The 16,842-nt window shown below is 55.9% G+C and carries 12 protein-coding genes; 10 read left to right on the top strand and 2 right to left on the bottom strand.

Going from position 1 to position 16,842, the window contains the following annotated elements; all coding sequences use genetic code 11:
• The 9 genes from G7Y43_RS05895 to G7Y43_RS05935 all read left to right on the top strand — a co-directional run bounded on the left by G7Y43_RS05895 (window position 1) and on the right by G7Y43_RS05935 (window position 10,937).
• Window positions 1-903, top strand: coding sequence for a phosphatidate cytidylyltransferase (locus tag G7Y43_RS05895; protein ID WP_165045032.1), 903 nt, complete (start codon window positions 1-3; stop codon window positions 901-903).
• A 99-nt stretch (window positions 904-1,002) separates the two neighbouring features.
• Window positions 1,003-2,277, top strand: a complete 1,275-nt coding sequence (gene dxr / locus G7Y43_RS05900) for a 1-deoxy-D-xylulose-5-phosphate reductoisomerase (protein ID WP_165045034.1) — start codon at window positions 1,003-1,005, stop codon at window positions 2,275-2,277.
• A 36-nt stretch (window positions 2,278-2,313) separates the two neighbouring features.
• Window positions 2,314-2,664 (top strand): winged helix-turn-helix domain-containing protein, encoded by a 351-nt coding sequence (locus G7Y43_RS05905; RefSeq protein WP_165045036.1) that lies wholly within the window; start codon window positions 2,314-2,316, stop codon window positions 2,662-2,664.
• 431 nt (window positions 2,665-3,095) lie between these two features.
• Entirely contained in the window at window positions 3,096-3,872 is a 777-nt protein-coding gene (locus G7Y43_RS05910) for a hypothetical protein (RefSeq protein WP_165045038.1), read from the top strand.
• A 26-nt stretch (window positions 3,873-3,898) separates the two neighbouring features.
• Complete coding sequence (locus tag G7Y43_RS05915; RefSeq protein WP_165045040.1) at window positions 3,899-6,781, top strand: molybdopterin-dependent oxidoreductase; 2,883 nt, start codon at window positions 3,899-3,901, stop codon at window positions 6,779-6,781.
• Entirely contained in the window at window positions 6,781-7,395 is a 615-nt protein-coding gene (locus G7Y43_RS05920) for a 4Fe-4S dicluster domain-containing protein (RefSeq protein WP_165045042.1), read from the top strand. The genes G7Y43_RS05915 and G7Y43_RS05920 overlap by 1 nt, the downstream gene beginning before the upstream one ends.
• Before the next feature lie 206 nt (window positions 7,396-7,601).
• Complete coding sequence (locus tag G7Y43_RS05925; protein WP_165045044.1) at window positions 7,602-8,354, top strand: molecular chaperone; 753 nt, start codon at window positions 7,602-7,604, stop codon at window positions 8,352-8,354.
• Window positions 8,355-8,387: 33 nt separating this feature from the next.
• Window positions 8,388-9,071, top strand: coding sequence for a ferric reductase-like transmembrane domain-containing protein (locus tag G7Y43_RS05930; RefSeq protein ID WP_165045046.1), 684 nt, complete (start codon window positions 8,388-8,390; stop codon window positions 9,069-9,071).
• 282 nt (window positions 9,072-9,353) lie between these two features.
• On the top strand, window positions 9,354-10,937 hold the full coding sequence (locus G7Y43_RS05935) for a helix-turn-helix transcriptional regulator (protein WP_165045048.1): 1,584 nt from the start codon (window positions 9,354-9,356) through the stop codon (window positions 10,935-10,937).
• A 158-nt stretch (window positions 10,938-11,095) separates the two neighbouring features.
• Here the strand turns inward: G7Y43_RS05935 and G7Y43_RS05940 are convergent, their stop codons facing one another.
• Window positions 11,096-12,487, bottom strand: a complete 1,392-nt coding sequence (locus G7Y43_RS05940) for a TrpB-like pyridoxal phosphate-dependent enzyme (protein WP_165045050.1) — start codon at window positions 12,485-12,487, stop codon at window positions 11,096-11,098.
• 620 nt (window positions 12,488-13,107) lie between these two features.
• Window positions 13,108-14,886, bottom strand: a complete 1,779-nt coding sequence (locus G7Y43_RS05945) for an AAA family ATPase (protein ID WP_165045052.1) — start codon at window positions 14,884-14,886, stop codon at window positions 13,108-13,110.
• 891 nt (window positions 14,887-15,777) lie between these two features.
• On the opposite strand from G7Y43_RS05945, the gene G7Y43_RS05950 reads away from it, so the two are divergent.
• Complete coding sequence (locus G7Y43_RS05950) at window positions 15,778-16,710, top strand: extracellular solute-binding protein (RefSeq protein ID WP_165045054.1); 933 nt, start codon at window positions 15,778-15,780, stop codon at window positions 16,708-16,710.
• The last annotated feature ends 132 nt before the right edge of the window (window positions 16,711-16,842 follow it).

Consider the following 16,842-nt stretch of genomic DNA (forward strand, 5'->3'; position numbering starts at 1 on the left):
ATGAAGACAAAGGGGGATGATCGCAACACAGCGGCAAAGATCAAAAGCTATGCGTACGGCAAGACGCCCGATCGATTCAAGAACGCTTCGGATTTGCAGGTGCGGTTCCGCACGGGCTTCATCTACGTGGTGTTGTCGGTGGTGTGTTTGCTGGCGAGCGAATACACGACACTTATCTTGCTGGCGGTTACGGCTGGCGTGTGCGCTGGTGAATTTTTCTACATGTTGCGCAAGGATGCGAAGCTTCCAAACGAGATTCTAGGCATCGCAAGTGCGGTGCTGTATCCGATCGGCGTGTTTTTCTGTGGGCATAACGGAATTGCGATTGTTGCCATAGGCGAAATGATCGCGCTCCTGGTGTGGTATGTGTTCTATTCGCGGGCACGTATCGCCGACGTTAGCGTGAGCTTTTTCGGCTCGGCGTATTGTGGGCTGCTGCTGTGCGGCTTTATGGTGATTCGCATGTCCATTCCGGGCTTTTGGGGTGGCGTGCTGGCGCTGTGTGTGTTTGCTACCGTATGGGCGAATGACTCTTCAGCTTACCTCGTTGGCCGCAAGATCGGCAAGCACAAGATGGCCCCGCGTATCAGCCCGAAGAAGAGCTGGGAAGGGTTTGTTGCCGGGCTTATTGGCTCGATGGCTGCATGGTGTCTCTTTACGTTTATTCCTGGTGTCGTTATCAGTATTCCTCAAGCGCTTTGCTTTGGCCTGGCGTGTGGGTGCGCGGGCGTGCTGGGCGACTTCGCTGAAAGCCGCATTAAGCGCAATGCCGGATTCAAAGACTCTGGCACCATTATGCCCGGGCATGGCGGTCTGCTCGATCGCACCGACTCGCTGTTTTTAGTGTCTACGGTTGCTGCCGTTTTGCTCGTTTTGGGAGGGTGTATTCCCAACGTTTTCTAACCTCTAAAAGAAAAAAGCGCAGGACTTGACCCAAAACTGCCTCCAAAGTTGTCAGATTGGGTCTCGCGTTTCTGCGCCATGAATTGAAAGGACGAAGCTATGAGGCGCATCGCTGTTTTAGGATCAACCGGATCCATTGGTGTGCAGACGCTCGATGTGGTTCGTCAACATTCCGACAAGCTGCAAGTTGTCGCTTTGGCCGCTGGTACGCGTGCGGTCGATCTGCTTGCGCAAGCGCGTGAATTCAACGTGCGGCATTTGGCGATGGGTGACGTTAGCCTGCGCGATTCCGCCATTGCTGCAGACTTGCAGCAACAAACGTGTCCGTCGCCGACGACGGGCACATCATCGCTCGTAGATGCACTTGCCACCATCTCGCATGGGTCGCTTGGTTTTGGGGCCGATGCTGTGGTTGATCTGGTGAGGTTGCCTGAGGTTGACGTTGTGGTGAACGCGCTTGTGGGTGCGGCGGGCCTGAAGGCGAGTTATGAAACGCTGCGAGCAGGCAAGGTATTGGCCTTGGCCAATAAGGAATCTTTGGTGGTGGGAGGCGATCTCATCATGCCGTTAGCAGCACGGGTAGACGCCGCTCGTCGCGCTGCGGGAGTATCTCCTGCCGCAGGGCCAGCGGGGGCGCTCATGCCCATCGACTCAGAACATGGCGCTATCTACCAGTGCTTGCTCGGCGAAAACGCGCGCGAGGTGTCGCGGTTGTGGGTAACAGCTTCCGGTGGTCCGTTTCGAGGACGAACAAAAGCCGATCTTCGCGAAATCACGCCTGCTCAAGCGCTTGCGCATCCCACGTGGATCATGGGTGCGAAAATATCTATCGACTCATCGACGCTTATGAACAAAGGGCTTGAAGTTATCGAAGCGCATCATCTGTTCAACATGCCCTACGAGCGCATTTCGGTGGTGGTGCAACCACAAAGCGCCATTCATTCCATGGTGGAGTACACCGACGGCAGCGTGAAGGCTCATTTGGGTACTACCGACATGCGCATTCCTATCCAGTTTGCGCTGAGTTATCCCGATCGGTGGGACGCACCAGTTACACCCGTTGACTTCACGAAGCTTGGGCATCTTGACTTTGCGCCTGCTGACACCAACACATTTCGCTGTTTGGCGCTGGCACGTGCGGCGGGCGAGCGCGGCGGCACGCTGCCGTGTGTTCTGAATGCGGCGAACGAGGTTGCGGTGGCAGCCTTTTTGTCGCAGCAGGGAAGCTATCTTGGAATTGCCAAATGTGTGGAAGCTGTCATGGATGCTCACGAAGCGGGAGGCGGCGGTGGCGTGCAGCGTGTGGAGAGTATCGACCAGCTGTTGGAAATCGATGCCTGGGCGCGTGAGGTTGCGGCAGGCATGGTAAGATAACACGGTCGAAGCGCGAAGGATAGGCGAGGATTCCGCATGAACAAGTTGGCAACCCTTGAACCCCAAATCAAGCTGTCCATCGTTTCTATCGGAGAAGATGGCGACAAGGTTATGTTCGGTCCAGGTGTGGCTGAACTTTGTCGGGGCGTGCGCGACCTTGGGTCGCTGAATGCTGCCGCGAAGAGCATGCGTATGGCGTACAGCAAGGCCTGGCGTATTATGGGCGAAACCGAAGAAGCGCTTGGTATGCCGCTTATCATTCGCGATGGTGCGCGCGGCAGCGTGCTTACTGATGATGGCACTACGCTGCTTGACGCTTATGACAGCTTGAAGGCGGATCTACATCGTTATGCGGCTCTGAAGTACGCGGAGGCTGTTGCCGACTGACAGGTGGCGCGAACAAGCTTGCGATCGCTTGCGTGATCGCGCGTTGGGGCGAACCGCATAGAACGCGGTCGCCCTCTTTTTTGCAGATTGATATGACTGCGCTTGGTAGTAGTTCACAACGTGAGCTAACGTGAACAAGGGCGGTAGATGAACTGGGTTATGGAGAAGTCTCATCCAACTCATCCATCATCATTCTTGAATGAGCATTCTTGTTACCAGGCATAATGCAACACCTCATCCATTTTGCATGAGGAAAAAAGTTCAAAAAATCGTGAATTTCATCCACGCTGCGGATGGTGCGCACCATGTTTTCTTCATAAGATGCGCACAACAAAACAGCTACAAACGAGCAATAAGAGCGCGCTCGAGCCGCACTCAGGCGGCTGCGAGCCTGCGCGCCATTCCAGAATTGAAGAAGGGGGAGGAACCATATGCCGGAAGAGCAAATGCGATCGGTTCCGATGATGCAATCCCAACATCAGACAGAAGAAGACAACGGCTTCGCTGACCCAGCTGCGAACGATATGGCGGAAATCGCCGAGCAGGAGGCGCAGCCGCAACCTGAGCTCACGTTTGATCAAAAGCTCGACAAGTTGGGCTACACCGTCACTCGTCAACCACTCGATCGCGAGCTGCTGTATAAAACGCTCGTGTTCTGTCTCGAAGAGCGTCCTTTAAACGTGATCGAGCAGGAAATGGCCACCTATCCCGAATTCGCAAGCTGTACCACCAACCAGTACTACCTCATCACGAAGCTGGTGGGTGCGTATGGTCTCGAACTTATCGAGAAGGACGTCGACGGCAACGTAGTTACACCGGAGCAGAAGGTGGGTCTGACCGAGGACGAGGAAGACGATCTGGTTTCAAGCTTTCACTACAAGACCACCGAGATAGGTCGTGCTTTCGTAGAGGAATACAGCCCAAAGGCGCGTCTTGTGCAGATGCTTCAGCTTAACCCTGAGCGCACGGAAACGTACGTTGATGTGCTCGAATTCGTGCACGCCCAGCCGCGCACATATGCAGATATTCAAAAGTTGCTGGCTGGTCGCCCGGCGCTACAGACCGTCATTGACGGCCATGTGGAAACCATGCAGCCGAGCGTATTTGTTGACAAGCTTGAGCGCGCTGGCGCTCTAGTTTGGAAAGAGGGCTGGACCCTTACGGAAGAGGGGGTCGAGTTTCTCGAGGAAATGAAGGCGGACGAGTAGGTAAAAGTAGGAGGAAAGGAAGAAAGATGTCAGAAGCAACGTTGACACGTCGTAGTTTCGTGAAAGCGTCTGCACTCGCAGGTGCTGCCGCGGCTATCGGCGCTTCGATGTCTGGCTGCATGAAGGACGATGGTGGCTCCACCGGTGGCACCACGTCTTCTGCGAGTGACAGCAAAGAGGGTCTGACCAAGATGTACACCTCTTGCCACGGCTGCATTCAGATGTGCCCTGTTGTCGCATATCTGAAGGATGGCGTGGTGGTCAAGCTCGAGGGCGACAAGCGTGCCCCGGTTTCCCGTGGTTCGCTGTGCATCAAGGGCTTAAACCAGCTGCACACCATGTACAGCCCTCGTCGTATCCTGCACCCGATGAAGCATGTCGAGCGCGGCACCAACGACTGGGAGCAGATCTCCTGGGATGAGGCTATCGACTTGGCTTCCCAGCAGATCGTTGACGCTATTGACAAGTATGGCAACTATGCGTTCTTCGCTAGCGTAGGCGGCGGCGGTGCTTATTCGTTCATGGAAGCCATGACGCTTCCCATGGCGTTCGGTTCCCCCACCGTGTTCGAGCCGGGCTGCGCGCAGTGCTACCTGCCCCGTTGGTCCATGTCGAAGCTCTTCTACGGCGGCGACGACCAGTCCGTGGCTGACAACGCCGTCCAGGAGATCTTCCGCACGGGCGACGACAACAAGACCGAAATGGTTGTCATCTGGGGTGCTCAGCCGTCCGTCTCTGAGACCGCAGAATCTGGTCGTGGCATGGCTGAACTGAAGGCCAAGGGCGTTAAGACTGTCGTTGTTGACCCGAACTTTAGCCCCGACGCTGTGAAGGCCGATGTGTGGCTGCCCGTTCGTCCCGGCACCGACACCAAGTTGTTGCTGTGCTGGTTCCGCTACATCTTCGAAAACGAGAAGTACGACGCTGAGTTCACCAAGTACTGGACGAACCTGCCGTTCCTCATCGACATGGACGAGACGAGCGAGAACTACAAGCTGCCCGTAAAGGCCACCGACGTCATCGAGGGCTATGAGCCGCCGGCTGAGATGCCTGCGAACACGCCGGTGTACGTGTGCTACGACCTGAAGACCAACTCGGTGCAGCCCTTCGAGTACAGCCTGCCCGAGGACTCCAAGGTTGACCCCGAGATCTTCTGGGCTGGCGACTTCAATGGCAAGGCCTACAAGACCGCTGGTCAGATCTACAAGGAGACGGCTGACCCCTGGACGCTCGAGGCAACTGCCGAGGATTGCTGGCTGCAGGCTGACAAGATTGAGGAAGCCATCAATATCTACTGTGACAACTGGGGCGGCATCGTCAATGGTGTTGCTTCCGACATGACCGAGTCGGCTTCTCAGGTGCCGCTGGGCTGCATGGGTCTCGACTCTATCATGGGCCGCATCAACAAGCCGGGTGTCACCATGACGAAGAAGAAGGCTGGCGTGTTTGGTGCCAACGGCGGCGACGCTGCTCCCACCCGTCCCGTCACCTTCAACAACGGCTTCGACGGCATGTTCTCTGCCATGTACGGTATCGGTGCTGTGGTTGGCGCTTCCGACGCCGAGAACGAGGCGTGGGCCAAGGGTGAGGAAACCCCCTATGGCAAGGCTGATGTGTCGCAGCAAGAGCTGGCAAACCAGCTGCTCATCGACCGTCTGGGTATGAAGGACCACAAGGGTCTGTACGCGTGGTGCCACAGCCACATTCCCACGGTGCGCGATGCTATCGAGACCGGCGAGCCGTTCAAGCCGCGTGTGTGGTTCGACATGTCCGGCAACAAGCTGGCCGTGTTGGGCAACGCCGAGTCGTGGTACAAGGTGTTCCCTGAGGTCGACTTCGTCATTGGTCAGTACCCGATGCTCACCTCGTTCCACATTGAGGCTGCCGACCTGGTGTTCCCGCTGCGTGAGTGGCTGGAAGAGCCCATGGTGAACATGACGCAGCTTGACACCCAGTGGCTGCAGAACGAATGCGTGCACATCGGCGAAACCGTGTCGCACTCCATTCCGGCCGCTCAGGTTGTGGCTGCGTGTGCTGAGAAGTGGGGTGGCGAAATCCCGAACGGCTTGAAGCCGGGTCTGCTTGCCACACCGACCGAGGGTGCCATCAAGGATGCGCTCGTCGAGCAGTTCGGTGCCAAGGACTGGGAAGACCTGTCCACCAACACCGAGCAGTATACGCCGCTCGTCACGCCGGATTACTTCAGCTACGACAACCATCTGGTCATCTGTGATGACGGTCTGCCGGCTGGTTTCGGTACTGAGTCCCGCAAGATTGAGACGTACTGCCAGATCCTGCTGAAGACGGCCCGTACCGGCTATCCGTTCTGCTACCCGAAGCCGCAGGAAGCCTGTGCCGACTACAGCCCCATCTGTGTGCCCATCGAACCCGCAGAAAGCCCAATCGGCGACACCGAGTACCCCTACGTGCTCACCTCGGGTCGCGTGCCGTACTTCCATCATGGCACGATGCGTCACGCTGCGTTCAGCCGTGAGCTGTTCCCCTGTGCCGAGATTCGCATCAATCCGGCAACCGCCAAGGAGCTGGGTATCGAGCACATGGACTGGGTTAAGGTTACCAGCCGCCGCTCCGAAACGCATGCGCGCGCGTACCTCACCGAGGGCGTGCATCCCAACACGGTGTGGATGGAGCGCTTCTGGAATCCCGAGTGCTACGACGCCTCGCAGTCCGAGATCACCGGTGGTTGGCGTGAGTGCAACGTCAACGTGCTCACCAAGAATGACGCCCCGTTCAACGAGGTGTACGGTTCCTACACGAACCGCGGCTTCACGGTGAATATCGAGAAGTCCGAGCGCCCGGCCAACATCTGGATCGAGCCCGAGGAGTTCGCACCGTTCCTGCCGACTGAGGAAATGCTCGCTGAAGCTCAGACTGAGGATGTGTTCTAATGAAAAATTGCCTTGTTATCGATCTGGATCGCTGCAGCGGCTGCGACGGCTGCATCGCCGCTTGCAAGCATGAGAACTCCGTTGACCTGGGCGTGTACTACAACCGCGTTCCGGCCATCGGTCCGACCGGCACCTTCCCGGATATCGAAATGTACTGGCGCCCTATGCAGTGCCAGCAGTGTGTCAACCCGGGCTGTATTGAGGTGTGCCCCACTGGTGCGAGCTACCGCGATGAGGAAACCGGTGTGGTGTTGGTAAACGCCGACGAGTGCATCGGCTGCGAAACCTGCATCAGCGGCTGCCCGTACAATGTGCGTACGCTGAACCCGAACACCAACGTTGTGGAGAAGTGCACCCTGTGCTTCCAGCGTCGCAACGACGCTGATGGCTGGGAGCCGGCTTGTGTGCACAACTGCTGCACGGGCGCCCGTTACTTCGGCGACCTGGACGATCCCGAGAGCTCCGCTTCGAAGGCCATTGCTGCGGCTGGTGAAGAGAACTGCTATCATCTGCCCGACGAGAATGGTTTGGAGCCCTCCACGGTGTACATTCTGTCCTACGCTAAGTGGCAGGAAGGTCTTGACGACATCACCACCACGCGCTACGAGAAGTAGCGAGCCGGAAAACGGCAGAAAGGCGGCGTTGCAGGGCGCATGCGCACGGGCGCGCCGCCTGATATCCTCGGTATTCGAAGCTTCGTTTGAGGCTTCGGATACCGAGGCGCGAGGGCTTCCCTGGCGAGCATCCCTCCACGTTGGCTTGCCAGGGGAGTTTTCGCATATGTTGAGGATAATGCGTACTGATGCTGAGAGGTGACCGTATGGCAGACGAAGCAAACATCGAAGAAAAGCAGAAAACCCCCGTCGCCGAGGATCAGGTTGATTTCGCGCAAGACGAGACAACTGCCCAGATGATCGAGGCGCTGGAAGGGCGTGCGGCGTTCTACGATCTGCTCGCCTCCATTTATTTCAGGCCGCTCACACAGGAGCAGATAGAAAACATTGCCGCCATGGACTTATCCGTGTATGCCGACGTAAACGAGCAGTTCGCTGACGGATTGAATGATATCACCCGATATTTGCGCAAGCGCAACACCGGCACGCGTCAAGAGCTAGCAGTCGATTTCACTACGTCATTCGGTGGTGCAGCTTCGTGGAAGGGTATGTATGCCACGCCCTACGAATCGTGCTTCACCAGCGAAGAAGGCTTCATGTTCCAGGAGTCGTATCACGAGGTGTATCAGCTGTTCAAGCAGAATGGCGTTGGGCGTGCCGAGGGCTACGACTACCCCGACGATCACTTGTCGTTTATGTTTGAGTTTTTGGTCATCATGTCAAACCGTACGGTTACCGCGTTGCGCGAGGGTGATCGTGCAACGGCGCTTGAGAATGTGAAGATCTCGCAGGACTTCCTGCAGGCGCATGTGCTGTCGTGGTTCGATTTGTTGGTTGAACGCGCGACTCTGCTGCAGAAGACCCGCTTCTATCGCGGCATCCTCAAAATCAGCAAGGGGTTTTTCCTGTTCGATGCGGACGTGCTCGACGAGCTCCGTGCCGAATTGGAAGAAAACTAGCGAATTGTATGGAGAGAGAAACAGGGGGTTCAGATGACGTTCGCAATCATCCTCGCATGCACGGTTGCCGCATGCTTCGCGCTGCGCAACCCCATCAAAAAATGGCCGATGCTGTTCTATGCGCTAGCCGTCATCATCGACCTGGTGTATGTGGTGGGTTCGTTCTACGAGCTGCCGCGTGCCGTATGGATCGTGTTGTTTACGCTCATTCAAAAATGCACGCTGTCGCTGGCAATTTTTATCGTCGTCATGTACGTGGGTGTGTTTGCCAAGGGCTCGAAACCATACATGTGGCTGAAGGGTATTCGTGCTGAGCTATCCATTATCGCGTGGATTCTGTCGCTTGGTCATATGGTAGTGTACCTGATGTCGTATGTGCCGCGCATCTTCGGCGGTGGCATCATCAAAGGGAACGTCATGTTCGCCTTCGTGCTGGCGGTGGTGCTGTTTGTGCTGCTTATCGTGTTGGGCGTTACGTCGTTCAACTTCGTGAAGAAACGCATGGACAACGATTCGTGGGTGAAGCTGCAAAAGCTTGCGTACCTGTTCTATGCGTTGGTGTACATCCATTTGCTGGCGATGTTGCTTCCTGCAGCGTTGCATGGCGGCATTCAGGCGGGTATTACCACGGGTGTGTATTCGGTTGTGTTCATTGCTTATGCCGTTTTACGTGTGTACCGCGCACTTGCCGACAAGCGCGCTGGCATTGTTGATTAGACACAGTAAGAAAGATAGCTTCTCGACGCCCGGGCGCTCGCTCGGGCGTCGTTGCGATTTGGGTTGTTGGAGCTGTAAGAAGAGGGAGTGATATCAGAGAATGCGGATACCGCCACTTCATTGACAGCCCCCTGTCATTTTGACCCCTGTCACGTGCTCTTACTCTTGTGTCTCCTGCTGTCCCTGATTGTGCTGATAGTGCGACTTCATATGTGGGGTGTTTCTGCCTGAGCTGCGGGGAACTGGTGGTAGAATGATCGCACGTGTTGCGGAGGGGAGATCATGGAAAAGCTTAGCGGGTTCGTGAAGCGCCTCGTTCAGGTGTGTCCGGCGCTGCCGTTTATGGCGTTCGCTATGTGGCAAGCGTGGTTCTTTGTGCTGTTCAGCGGTTCGGTGTGGCTCTCTGACACCGAGGTCAATGGCTCGAACATTTCGTCGCTGTTTATCTGTTCGAGCGGCGCGACGGGGTTGATCATGCTTGCGATTGCGCTGTTGCCCACCAGTTTGCGCGACCGGTTCGTTGACCCGCCCTGGGTGGTTGGAGGCGCGGCTGTTACGGCATTCGGATGCTTTGCCATTATCGCCATCGGGCCGTACTATCTTCTACCCATGCTCGACTACGAAGTTATCCGCCCGCTGTTCTATCTGTCGGGGGTGGTGAGCGGCATTGGTATGGCTCCAGTGCTGCTGCGGTGTGGTCGGCTGTATGCAGAACTACCCCCCCGACGAGTGGTTTTCTATGTGGCGTGCTCGCATTTGGTTGCCGCATGCGCGTACTTCGTCATTATTGGCTCTCCTACCTGGGCGCCGGTTGCGGGCGGTCCATCTTTGTGCGGCATCCTGTTTTTCGTACTGCTGCCGCTTGCGGCGGGTTTGCTGGCTGTTATGCCGACCAACTCGTTCGAGCTAGCTGCAGGCGATGAAGAACACCCGCGCGGCGCTGATGGGCAGTCGGTGTCGTTCGAAGCGCTTCCGAAAACGTTTATCAAGCTGGTTGTGGTGGTGTTTGTTTTCTCGGTGACGCTGGTATCTATTCATGCCGTGGCTGTGCAGTCTTCTCCCATTGGGGAAACGCTCGATCGTACGCGGGTGGTTATGCTGCTGCATATGGTATTAGCGACGGCGTTTGTGTGCATGGCGGTTGGCATGAACATGGAGGCGTTGAACTTAGGGAAGGCCTATTCGGCCATTATGGTGCTGGCGGTGATGGTGGTTGCGGTTCTACCTGCTCTCAACATCCCCAACGCCAAGGTTGCACAGGTAGCGGTGCTTGTTTCGTTTTTGTTTGAGTTTCTGTTGTGGTGCATCGTGTCGTTCGTGCTGTACCAAAAGCGCTATTCGCCCACCATGGTGTTCGGCTGGGCATATGGTGCATACCTGATGGGCAACAGCTTGGGATGGGCATTGGGTGCTTACGAGCTGAGCCGTTTCGCGGGTGCCCCGAACGAGTTTGTTATCTACATTGTGTTGGCGGTGGTGGTGCTCGCCGTTGCGTTCTTCATGTATTCCGAGAAGGATTTCGAGGCGTTGTTCGAGCCCGAAAGCGAGGAAGAGTCTCCCATTCAAGAGCTGCTCGCCGAAGAATTGGTAACACCGCAGGTGGTGGTCGTGCAGGAGGCTCCGGTGCGCAAGCGGTTTGCGGAGGTTATCGATACGTTGGCGCAGGGCTTCGGGCTGTCGGCGCGAGAAACCGACGTGTTTCAGTGTTTGGCTATGGGTTACGACGTTTCCGCTACGGCCGAGCGCTTGCAGGTGTCGAAGAACACCGTACGTACGCACACTCGCAACGTGTATGCGAAACTGGGCGTGCATTCCCGGCAAGAGCTGATAGACCTGGTAGACACCGAAAAACACAAGGACGAATAGCGGGGAAGTTGCACAGCGTGGTTGCCGCCAGTTTCACCCGAGTCAAAACCACGTGCGCTTCGTTATGTGAAGAGGCCGCCACTTCGGCAGCCTCTTCACGTTGATGGCTGGGAGATTCCTTCGTATCCAGCCACGTTGTCAAAGCGCCTGACGTGCGCTTATTGCACCCCAGGAATAGAGGGAATGGTGGCAAATCCTGCTTCCAGTTCCTTGTCGGTGGGGATATGGTCGCTCATTATGCCCTTGTTGAAGGCGTCGTAGGCGTACATGTCGAAGTAGCCCGTTCCCGTGAGACCGAACAAGATTACTTTCTCTTCGCCGGTTTCAGCACACTTCTTCGCTTCTTCTATAGCAACATAGATAGCGTGGGCACTCTCGGGTGCGGGCAGAATGGTTTCCAGGCGTGCGAACTCTTCGGCAGCGGTAAACACGTCGGTTTGGCGCACGGCGCGGGCGTCCAGATAGCCGTCGTGCTTCAGCTTGGAAATGATCGGACTCATGCCGTGGTAGCGCAGACCGCCTGCGTGATCGGGGCTAGGCAAGAATCCGTTGCCCAGGGTGTACATTTTCACCAAAGGGCAGGTGCGGCCGGTGTCGGCGTAGTCGTAGGCGTACTTGCCGCGGGAAAGGCTCGGGCAGCTAGCGGGCTCAACGGCAATGAATTCGGTGTTGGGGTGAGTACCGTTGAGTTTGTCGCGCATGAAAGGAGCAATAAGGCCGGCTAAGTTGGAGCCGCCGCCCGCGCAACCGATGACCACATCGGGGTATTCGCCCAGCTCTTCCATGGCGGTATAGCTTTCCAGGCCGATGATGGATTGATGCAAGCAAACCTGGTTCAGCACGCTGCCCAACTGATAGCGGCCCTTGTTTCCGGGAATGTTCAAGGCGCGCTCCACGGCTTCGGAGATGGCGGTACCGAGCGACCCGGTGGAATCGGGATTTTCCTCCAGCATGCGGCGCCCCACCTCGGTGGTGTTAGAGGGCGAAGGGGTCACGGTGGCATCGAAGGTTTCCATGATGTTGCGGCGGAAAGGTTTTTGCTCGTAGGAACACTTCACCATGAATACATCTAGGTTGAGTCCGTAGTGCGCGGCCGCCTCGGCGAGGGCGGTGCCCCATTGGCCGGCACCGGTTTCCGTGGTGATGTTGGTGAGATCCTGTTCCTTGGCGTAGTAAGCTTGGGCTAGTGCCGAGTTCAACTTGTGTGACCCCGAAGTGTTGTTACCTTCAAACTTGTAGTAGATTTTCGCAGGAGTGCCCAGCGCCTGCTCCAAATTGTAGGCACGACACAAAGGCGACGGGCGGTACACCTTATACATTTCGCGCACACCCTCGGGGATGTCAATGTAGGCGGTGTGGTCATCCAGCTCTTGGGCCACCAATGCGTCACAGAACACTGGTGCGATGTTGGCGGGTTCGGCCACCTTGCCGTTCGGCAGGCGCATGGGCTCGGGTGGCTCGGTCATATCTGCGCGCAGGTTGTACCATTGGGTGGGAATTTGGTCCTCGCGCAGGTACAGGCGGTAGGGCGCATTAGCGGTGTCAGTCATGACGGTTCCTTTCGACTCGGCCGTGCAAGGCGGCATTTGCGGGTTCGCATCGCGGGTTTTTGCGGTGCTGTTTAAAAGGTCTTTCTTGGCCTGCGTTCGCGCCGCGCTTTCCCCGACACGAAAAAGCCCCTCGGATTATCGAGGGGCTTCAAAGCATGCACAAGGAAAGCTACCGATAATCCGACCTATATTCGCTTGTACCACCACCACGCGCTAGCGCAGAGCGCTGCCTGAGCAGTTACCCCGCGCGTGTATGCAATATGGTCGAACAAGCTTTTCTCCTGTCGGTTTATCGGACGCGCCCAACTATAGCAGACTTGCCGCTTTTGCCAACCGTCTTTTTTGCAAGCGGAACGAGCGAAGCACGCTGCTTCGATGCCGCTGCCTAGACCCTGCTGCCTGAACACAATCGCGCATTTCGTAGAAAAAGTGGCGTTGAGAGGGCGCTCTGGATTCTCAACGATACGTTTCGGTGAAAACAGCCAAGAGAGCCTACCAAAGAAGAGTGGATAATCCTCTCTGTGTTTGAGAGCAGTCTACTCAACAAGGTATCCCACCCCCGCATCTTCCCGCAGATCACAGGCTAGCTTCTCAGTGTTGATTGACTCTTTAGCGTAGAACTATCGTGCAACTCGTTCGCTCTTACATATGACGTGCTTACCGCTGAAGGCTACACCCCAGCGGACAGTGCCGGCTGCGCCGATAAAAGCACTTGATTCATAGACTTGTTGTTCGATTTGTGCAAGAGCTGCTTGCGCCAACGCAGGCAAATTGGTTGCCTCGGAGCTTTTGGGGGCGGCCCATTTAGCTTCGATAGTTATAAGGGGGTCGCGATCGGGGCTGATCGGTTGCACGCGCACATCAAATCGACCGTGCCCAGCCTCGCGATTGGACACGGGGTCTTCGTAGCCGCTCATTCCAAATAACAGTCCCAGTAAAAGCGTATGGTACGGCGCTTCATGATATAGGTCATGGTAGCTGGCATTGTCTTTCAGAATACACTCGAGTTCTTTAGCAACAACGTCGTCTTTACACTCCGTAAGGGCGCGGTGGAGCTGACCCAAACGCTCGCGATCTCCTGCTATGGAAGAGAATCGTTCGATGATGTCGCTGCGAAAAAGGTGAGCTACCTCACGGTTCGGGATGCGCAGAACTCGCGAAAGACTGATGTTGTTTGGAAGCTTGGTGTCGTTGGTGGTCAGGTATCCTGCAAGATACAGCATTGACCATACGGCTTCAGGGCGAATACCGAGATCAGGGAAGACAATGCTCGTGTCGATAGCCTTGTCGAGAGTTCCATCAGGTTGCATAAGTGTGTAGAGTTCGCTCATCGTTTTGTCGTCGGTATCGTGTACGAGGCTCGTGAGGATGTCGTTCCGGGAGGTGTTTCCCCAGTAGACATCGGCGGTACATTGGCTATTGAAGTAGTTTAGTGCGCTCCAAGGGTTGTAGACGTCTACATTGCCAAAGCGGTATCCGTCATACCAGGCGCGCGCCTCGGCCATGCCATCTGTCTGGTTCCGATAGGAGGCGAGGGTATCAATTTCCATCTGTGTGAACCCGTAGCGTTCGTCTGATGCCACGGAGAGCGACGTATTCACGATGAGATTGTTTAAATCGGAGAAAATGGATTCTTTGGAAATGCGTTGTACGCCAGTGAGCACGCCCACAGCTAAAGCGGCGTTGTCTTTCAGTGCTCCGGTGAGCCATCGCTTGAGGAAGGCAACCACCTCATCGTAGTAGCCGTAGGTGTAGCCTGTCATTACGGGTGCGTCGTACTCGTCGATAAGCACCACAACCTGGGTTCCGTGATGCTTGTGCAGAAGTTCGCATAGGGTAAGCAGCGAGCGACTCCAGACTCCCTGTGAAGCGTTGCGGCTTGCCACCTGGAGAAACAGCTCCTGATCTCGCTCGGAAAGAACATCGCTTACGGCTAGATAGTTATGCCGCTCGTACTCGGCGGCAATGTTTGCCTGAATGCTCTCCAGTGTTTCATCCCATTCGCTTCCTTTGGTGTTTCCGAACGAAAGGCGCACAACGGGATAGGCTCCGTGGTGCTCGCGATAGCGCCCGTCCTCTGCATCCCAGATGGCCAGGCCCTGAAAAAGCTCCGTGGTGTCGGTGACGCCCGGAATGCTGGGAATTGTTGTCTCGAAAAACGCTTGCAGCATACTCAAGTTGAGCGACTTGCCGAAACGGCGAGGTCGACAGAAGAGCAGGGACGCTCCTGGCGTTGCTAGTACATCGGCGATCAAGAGCGACTTATCTACAAATACGTAGTTCTTAAGAACCGTACGGAAGTCGCTGACCCCGATGGGTAGCGCTTTGCGCCCGGCCAAGTCGGATAGGCGTACGTCGCCCCTACGGTAGATGCCGCTCTCATAGGTGCCTTGGGCCATGGCGCATCCTTTCCTTTATCGTTGAATCCTTCCGATTATACCGTACTGAACAAAGGGCAGTGCCTTGTGCCGCTAAGTGTCAATCAGCACGAAACACGCGAAACACGCTGCTTCGATGCCGCTGTCTGAACCCTGCCGTATGAACACAGGAGCGAAGCGCTTTTTCACGCCACTTTTTTCTCGAAATGCGCGATTGAGCAAAGTTAGCCGTGGCTTCGGGAGCTTTTTTTACGAAATGTACGATTTGGCGGAGTCGGTAAAGCTCGTCGAAGTTTCAGAAAAAACAGCGGTTGCCTCTGATCAGGGAAAACGTAAGAGCAGTCTCAAGAAGTGAAGAGTAATGCTCGTTTCCTACCTATTTTTATCGCTTCACGTCGCGCATTTCGTAAAAAAAGTGGCCGAAGCCACGGCTAACTTTGCTCAATCGCGCATTTCGAGAAAAAAGTGGCAGCAGAGGTGGCTAACTCTGCTCAGTGAGTCTTTACATGCAACATTATTCACAATTGACAATAATTCTAAATAAGACTATTCTGATTTCAGCATGAAAGACGGTCGGGAGGGGACGGACAAAACGCTGGTTGCCTCGCGAGCTTTTGTTGCGTTGGCTGCGCCACAAAGCGTACGTTGGTCACGCCATATGGCGCGCGTTTTGTTACGATGCCGAACGTAGCCGTCTTTCTGAGGGAAGCACTGATTAAGACCGTCTTGTCCTGGGTTTGTGGATTGGATGGCTGAGGGCCAAAAACCGAATGCGTGTGTGCGTGTGAAAATGAGGTTTGAGAATCTCAAACACCGTCCCACAAACGTAGGGTTGGCGGAGGTAATCGGTGTTTCTAGGGGGCACATGTCTCCCTTTGATGTTGAGTTGGAAACCACAAGGAAGGGAAACCGATGAAGAAGTTGCGCGTGATGTTAGCGACGGGATGCGCCGTCGCGATGGTGGGGTCGTTTGCGCTGTTTGGCTGCTCGTCGAATGAGGCGGCCGAGGAACAGCCCGCCTCGAACCAAGCTGCTGAGCAGACTGCTGCCGAGCCTACCGAACAGGTTGAGCTGCAGGTGTTCGCCGCCAATTCCCTGAAGAAGGCAATGCCCGAGGCTATGGCGCTCTACACCGAAGCTCACCCCGAAGTAACCTTCGCTGATGCTCAGTACCTGTCATCTGGTGACTTAAATGCCGAACTTGAAGGCGGCGCATATGCTGACATCCTCATTTCCGCCTCAAAGGCCAAGATGCAAGACGCTATCGACGCTGATCTGGCCGATGGCGATACCATGAGCACTATGTTCATGAACGATCTGGTTATCGTTGCTGCTGAAGGTTCCGAGTTGGCTGAGCAGTATGGTGCCGATCAGAACTTCACGCTTGAACAAGCCGGTTCGGGCGATTATACGGTTGCTATTGGCGATGACTCCGTGCCTGCTGGCAATTATGCCAACCAGGCGCTGTCCACGATTGGCAGCTTCAACGCTGCTGACGGCAAAACAGGGGCTGACACGAACGGCAAGGCGGGTGACGCCGACGGTTACGCTGACACGCCACTTGCCGGCAAGGTGAATTTGCAGGCGAAAGTGGGCGACGTTGCTGCTCAGGTGTCGTCGGGTTCCGTTGACCTGGGATTTGTGTACACCTCTGACGTGTATAGCAACGATGGACTGGTCGTGATCGGTGTTGTTCCTGCCGACACCCACAAAGACATCGTGTATCCCGGTGCAGTGACCACGCAGTCTGAACACGTTGATGCCGCAAAGGCGTTCATGGAGTGGTGCGCGACCGATCCCGCCGCCATTGCCGTATGGCAGGAGTGGGGCTTCGCACTGGCGTAAGCCGTTACTGTTGATGGCTCGGTGCGGTGCGCAGCAGTGCGTGCTGGCCGCAAGGGAAGGGGCGAGCTGCTATTCGATGCAAGCTCGTCCCTTCATGTTTCATAGAGTATAATTCTGCGCGAGAATAAACAG

Origin of the sequence: Adlercreutzia sp. ZJ138 (genome assembly GCF_011038935.1) — a bacterium.
Lineage (GTDB): Bacteria > Actinomycetota > Coriobacteriia > Coriobacteriales > Eggerthellaceae > ZJ141.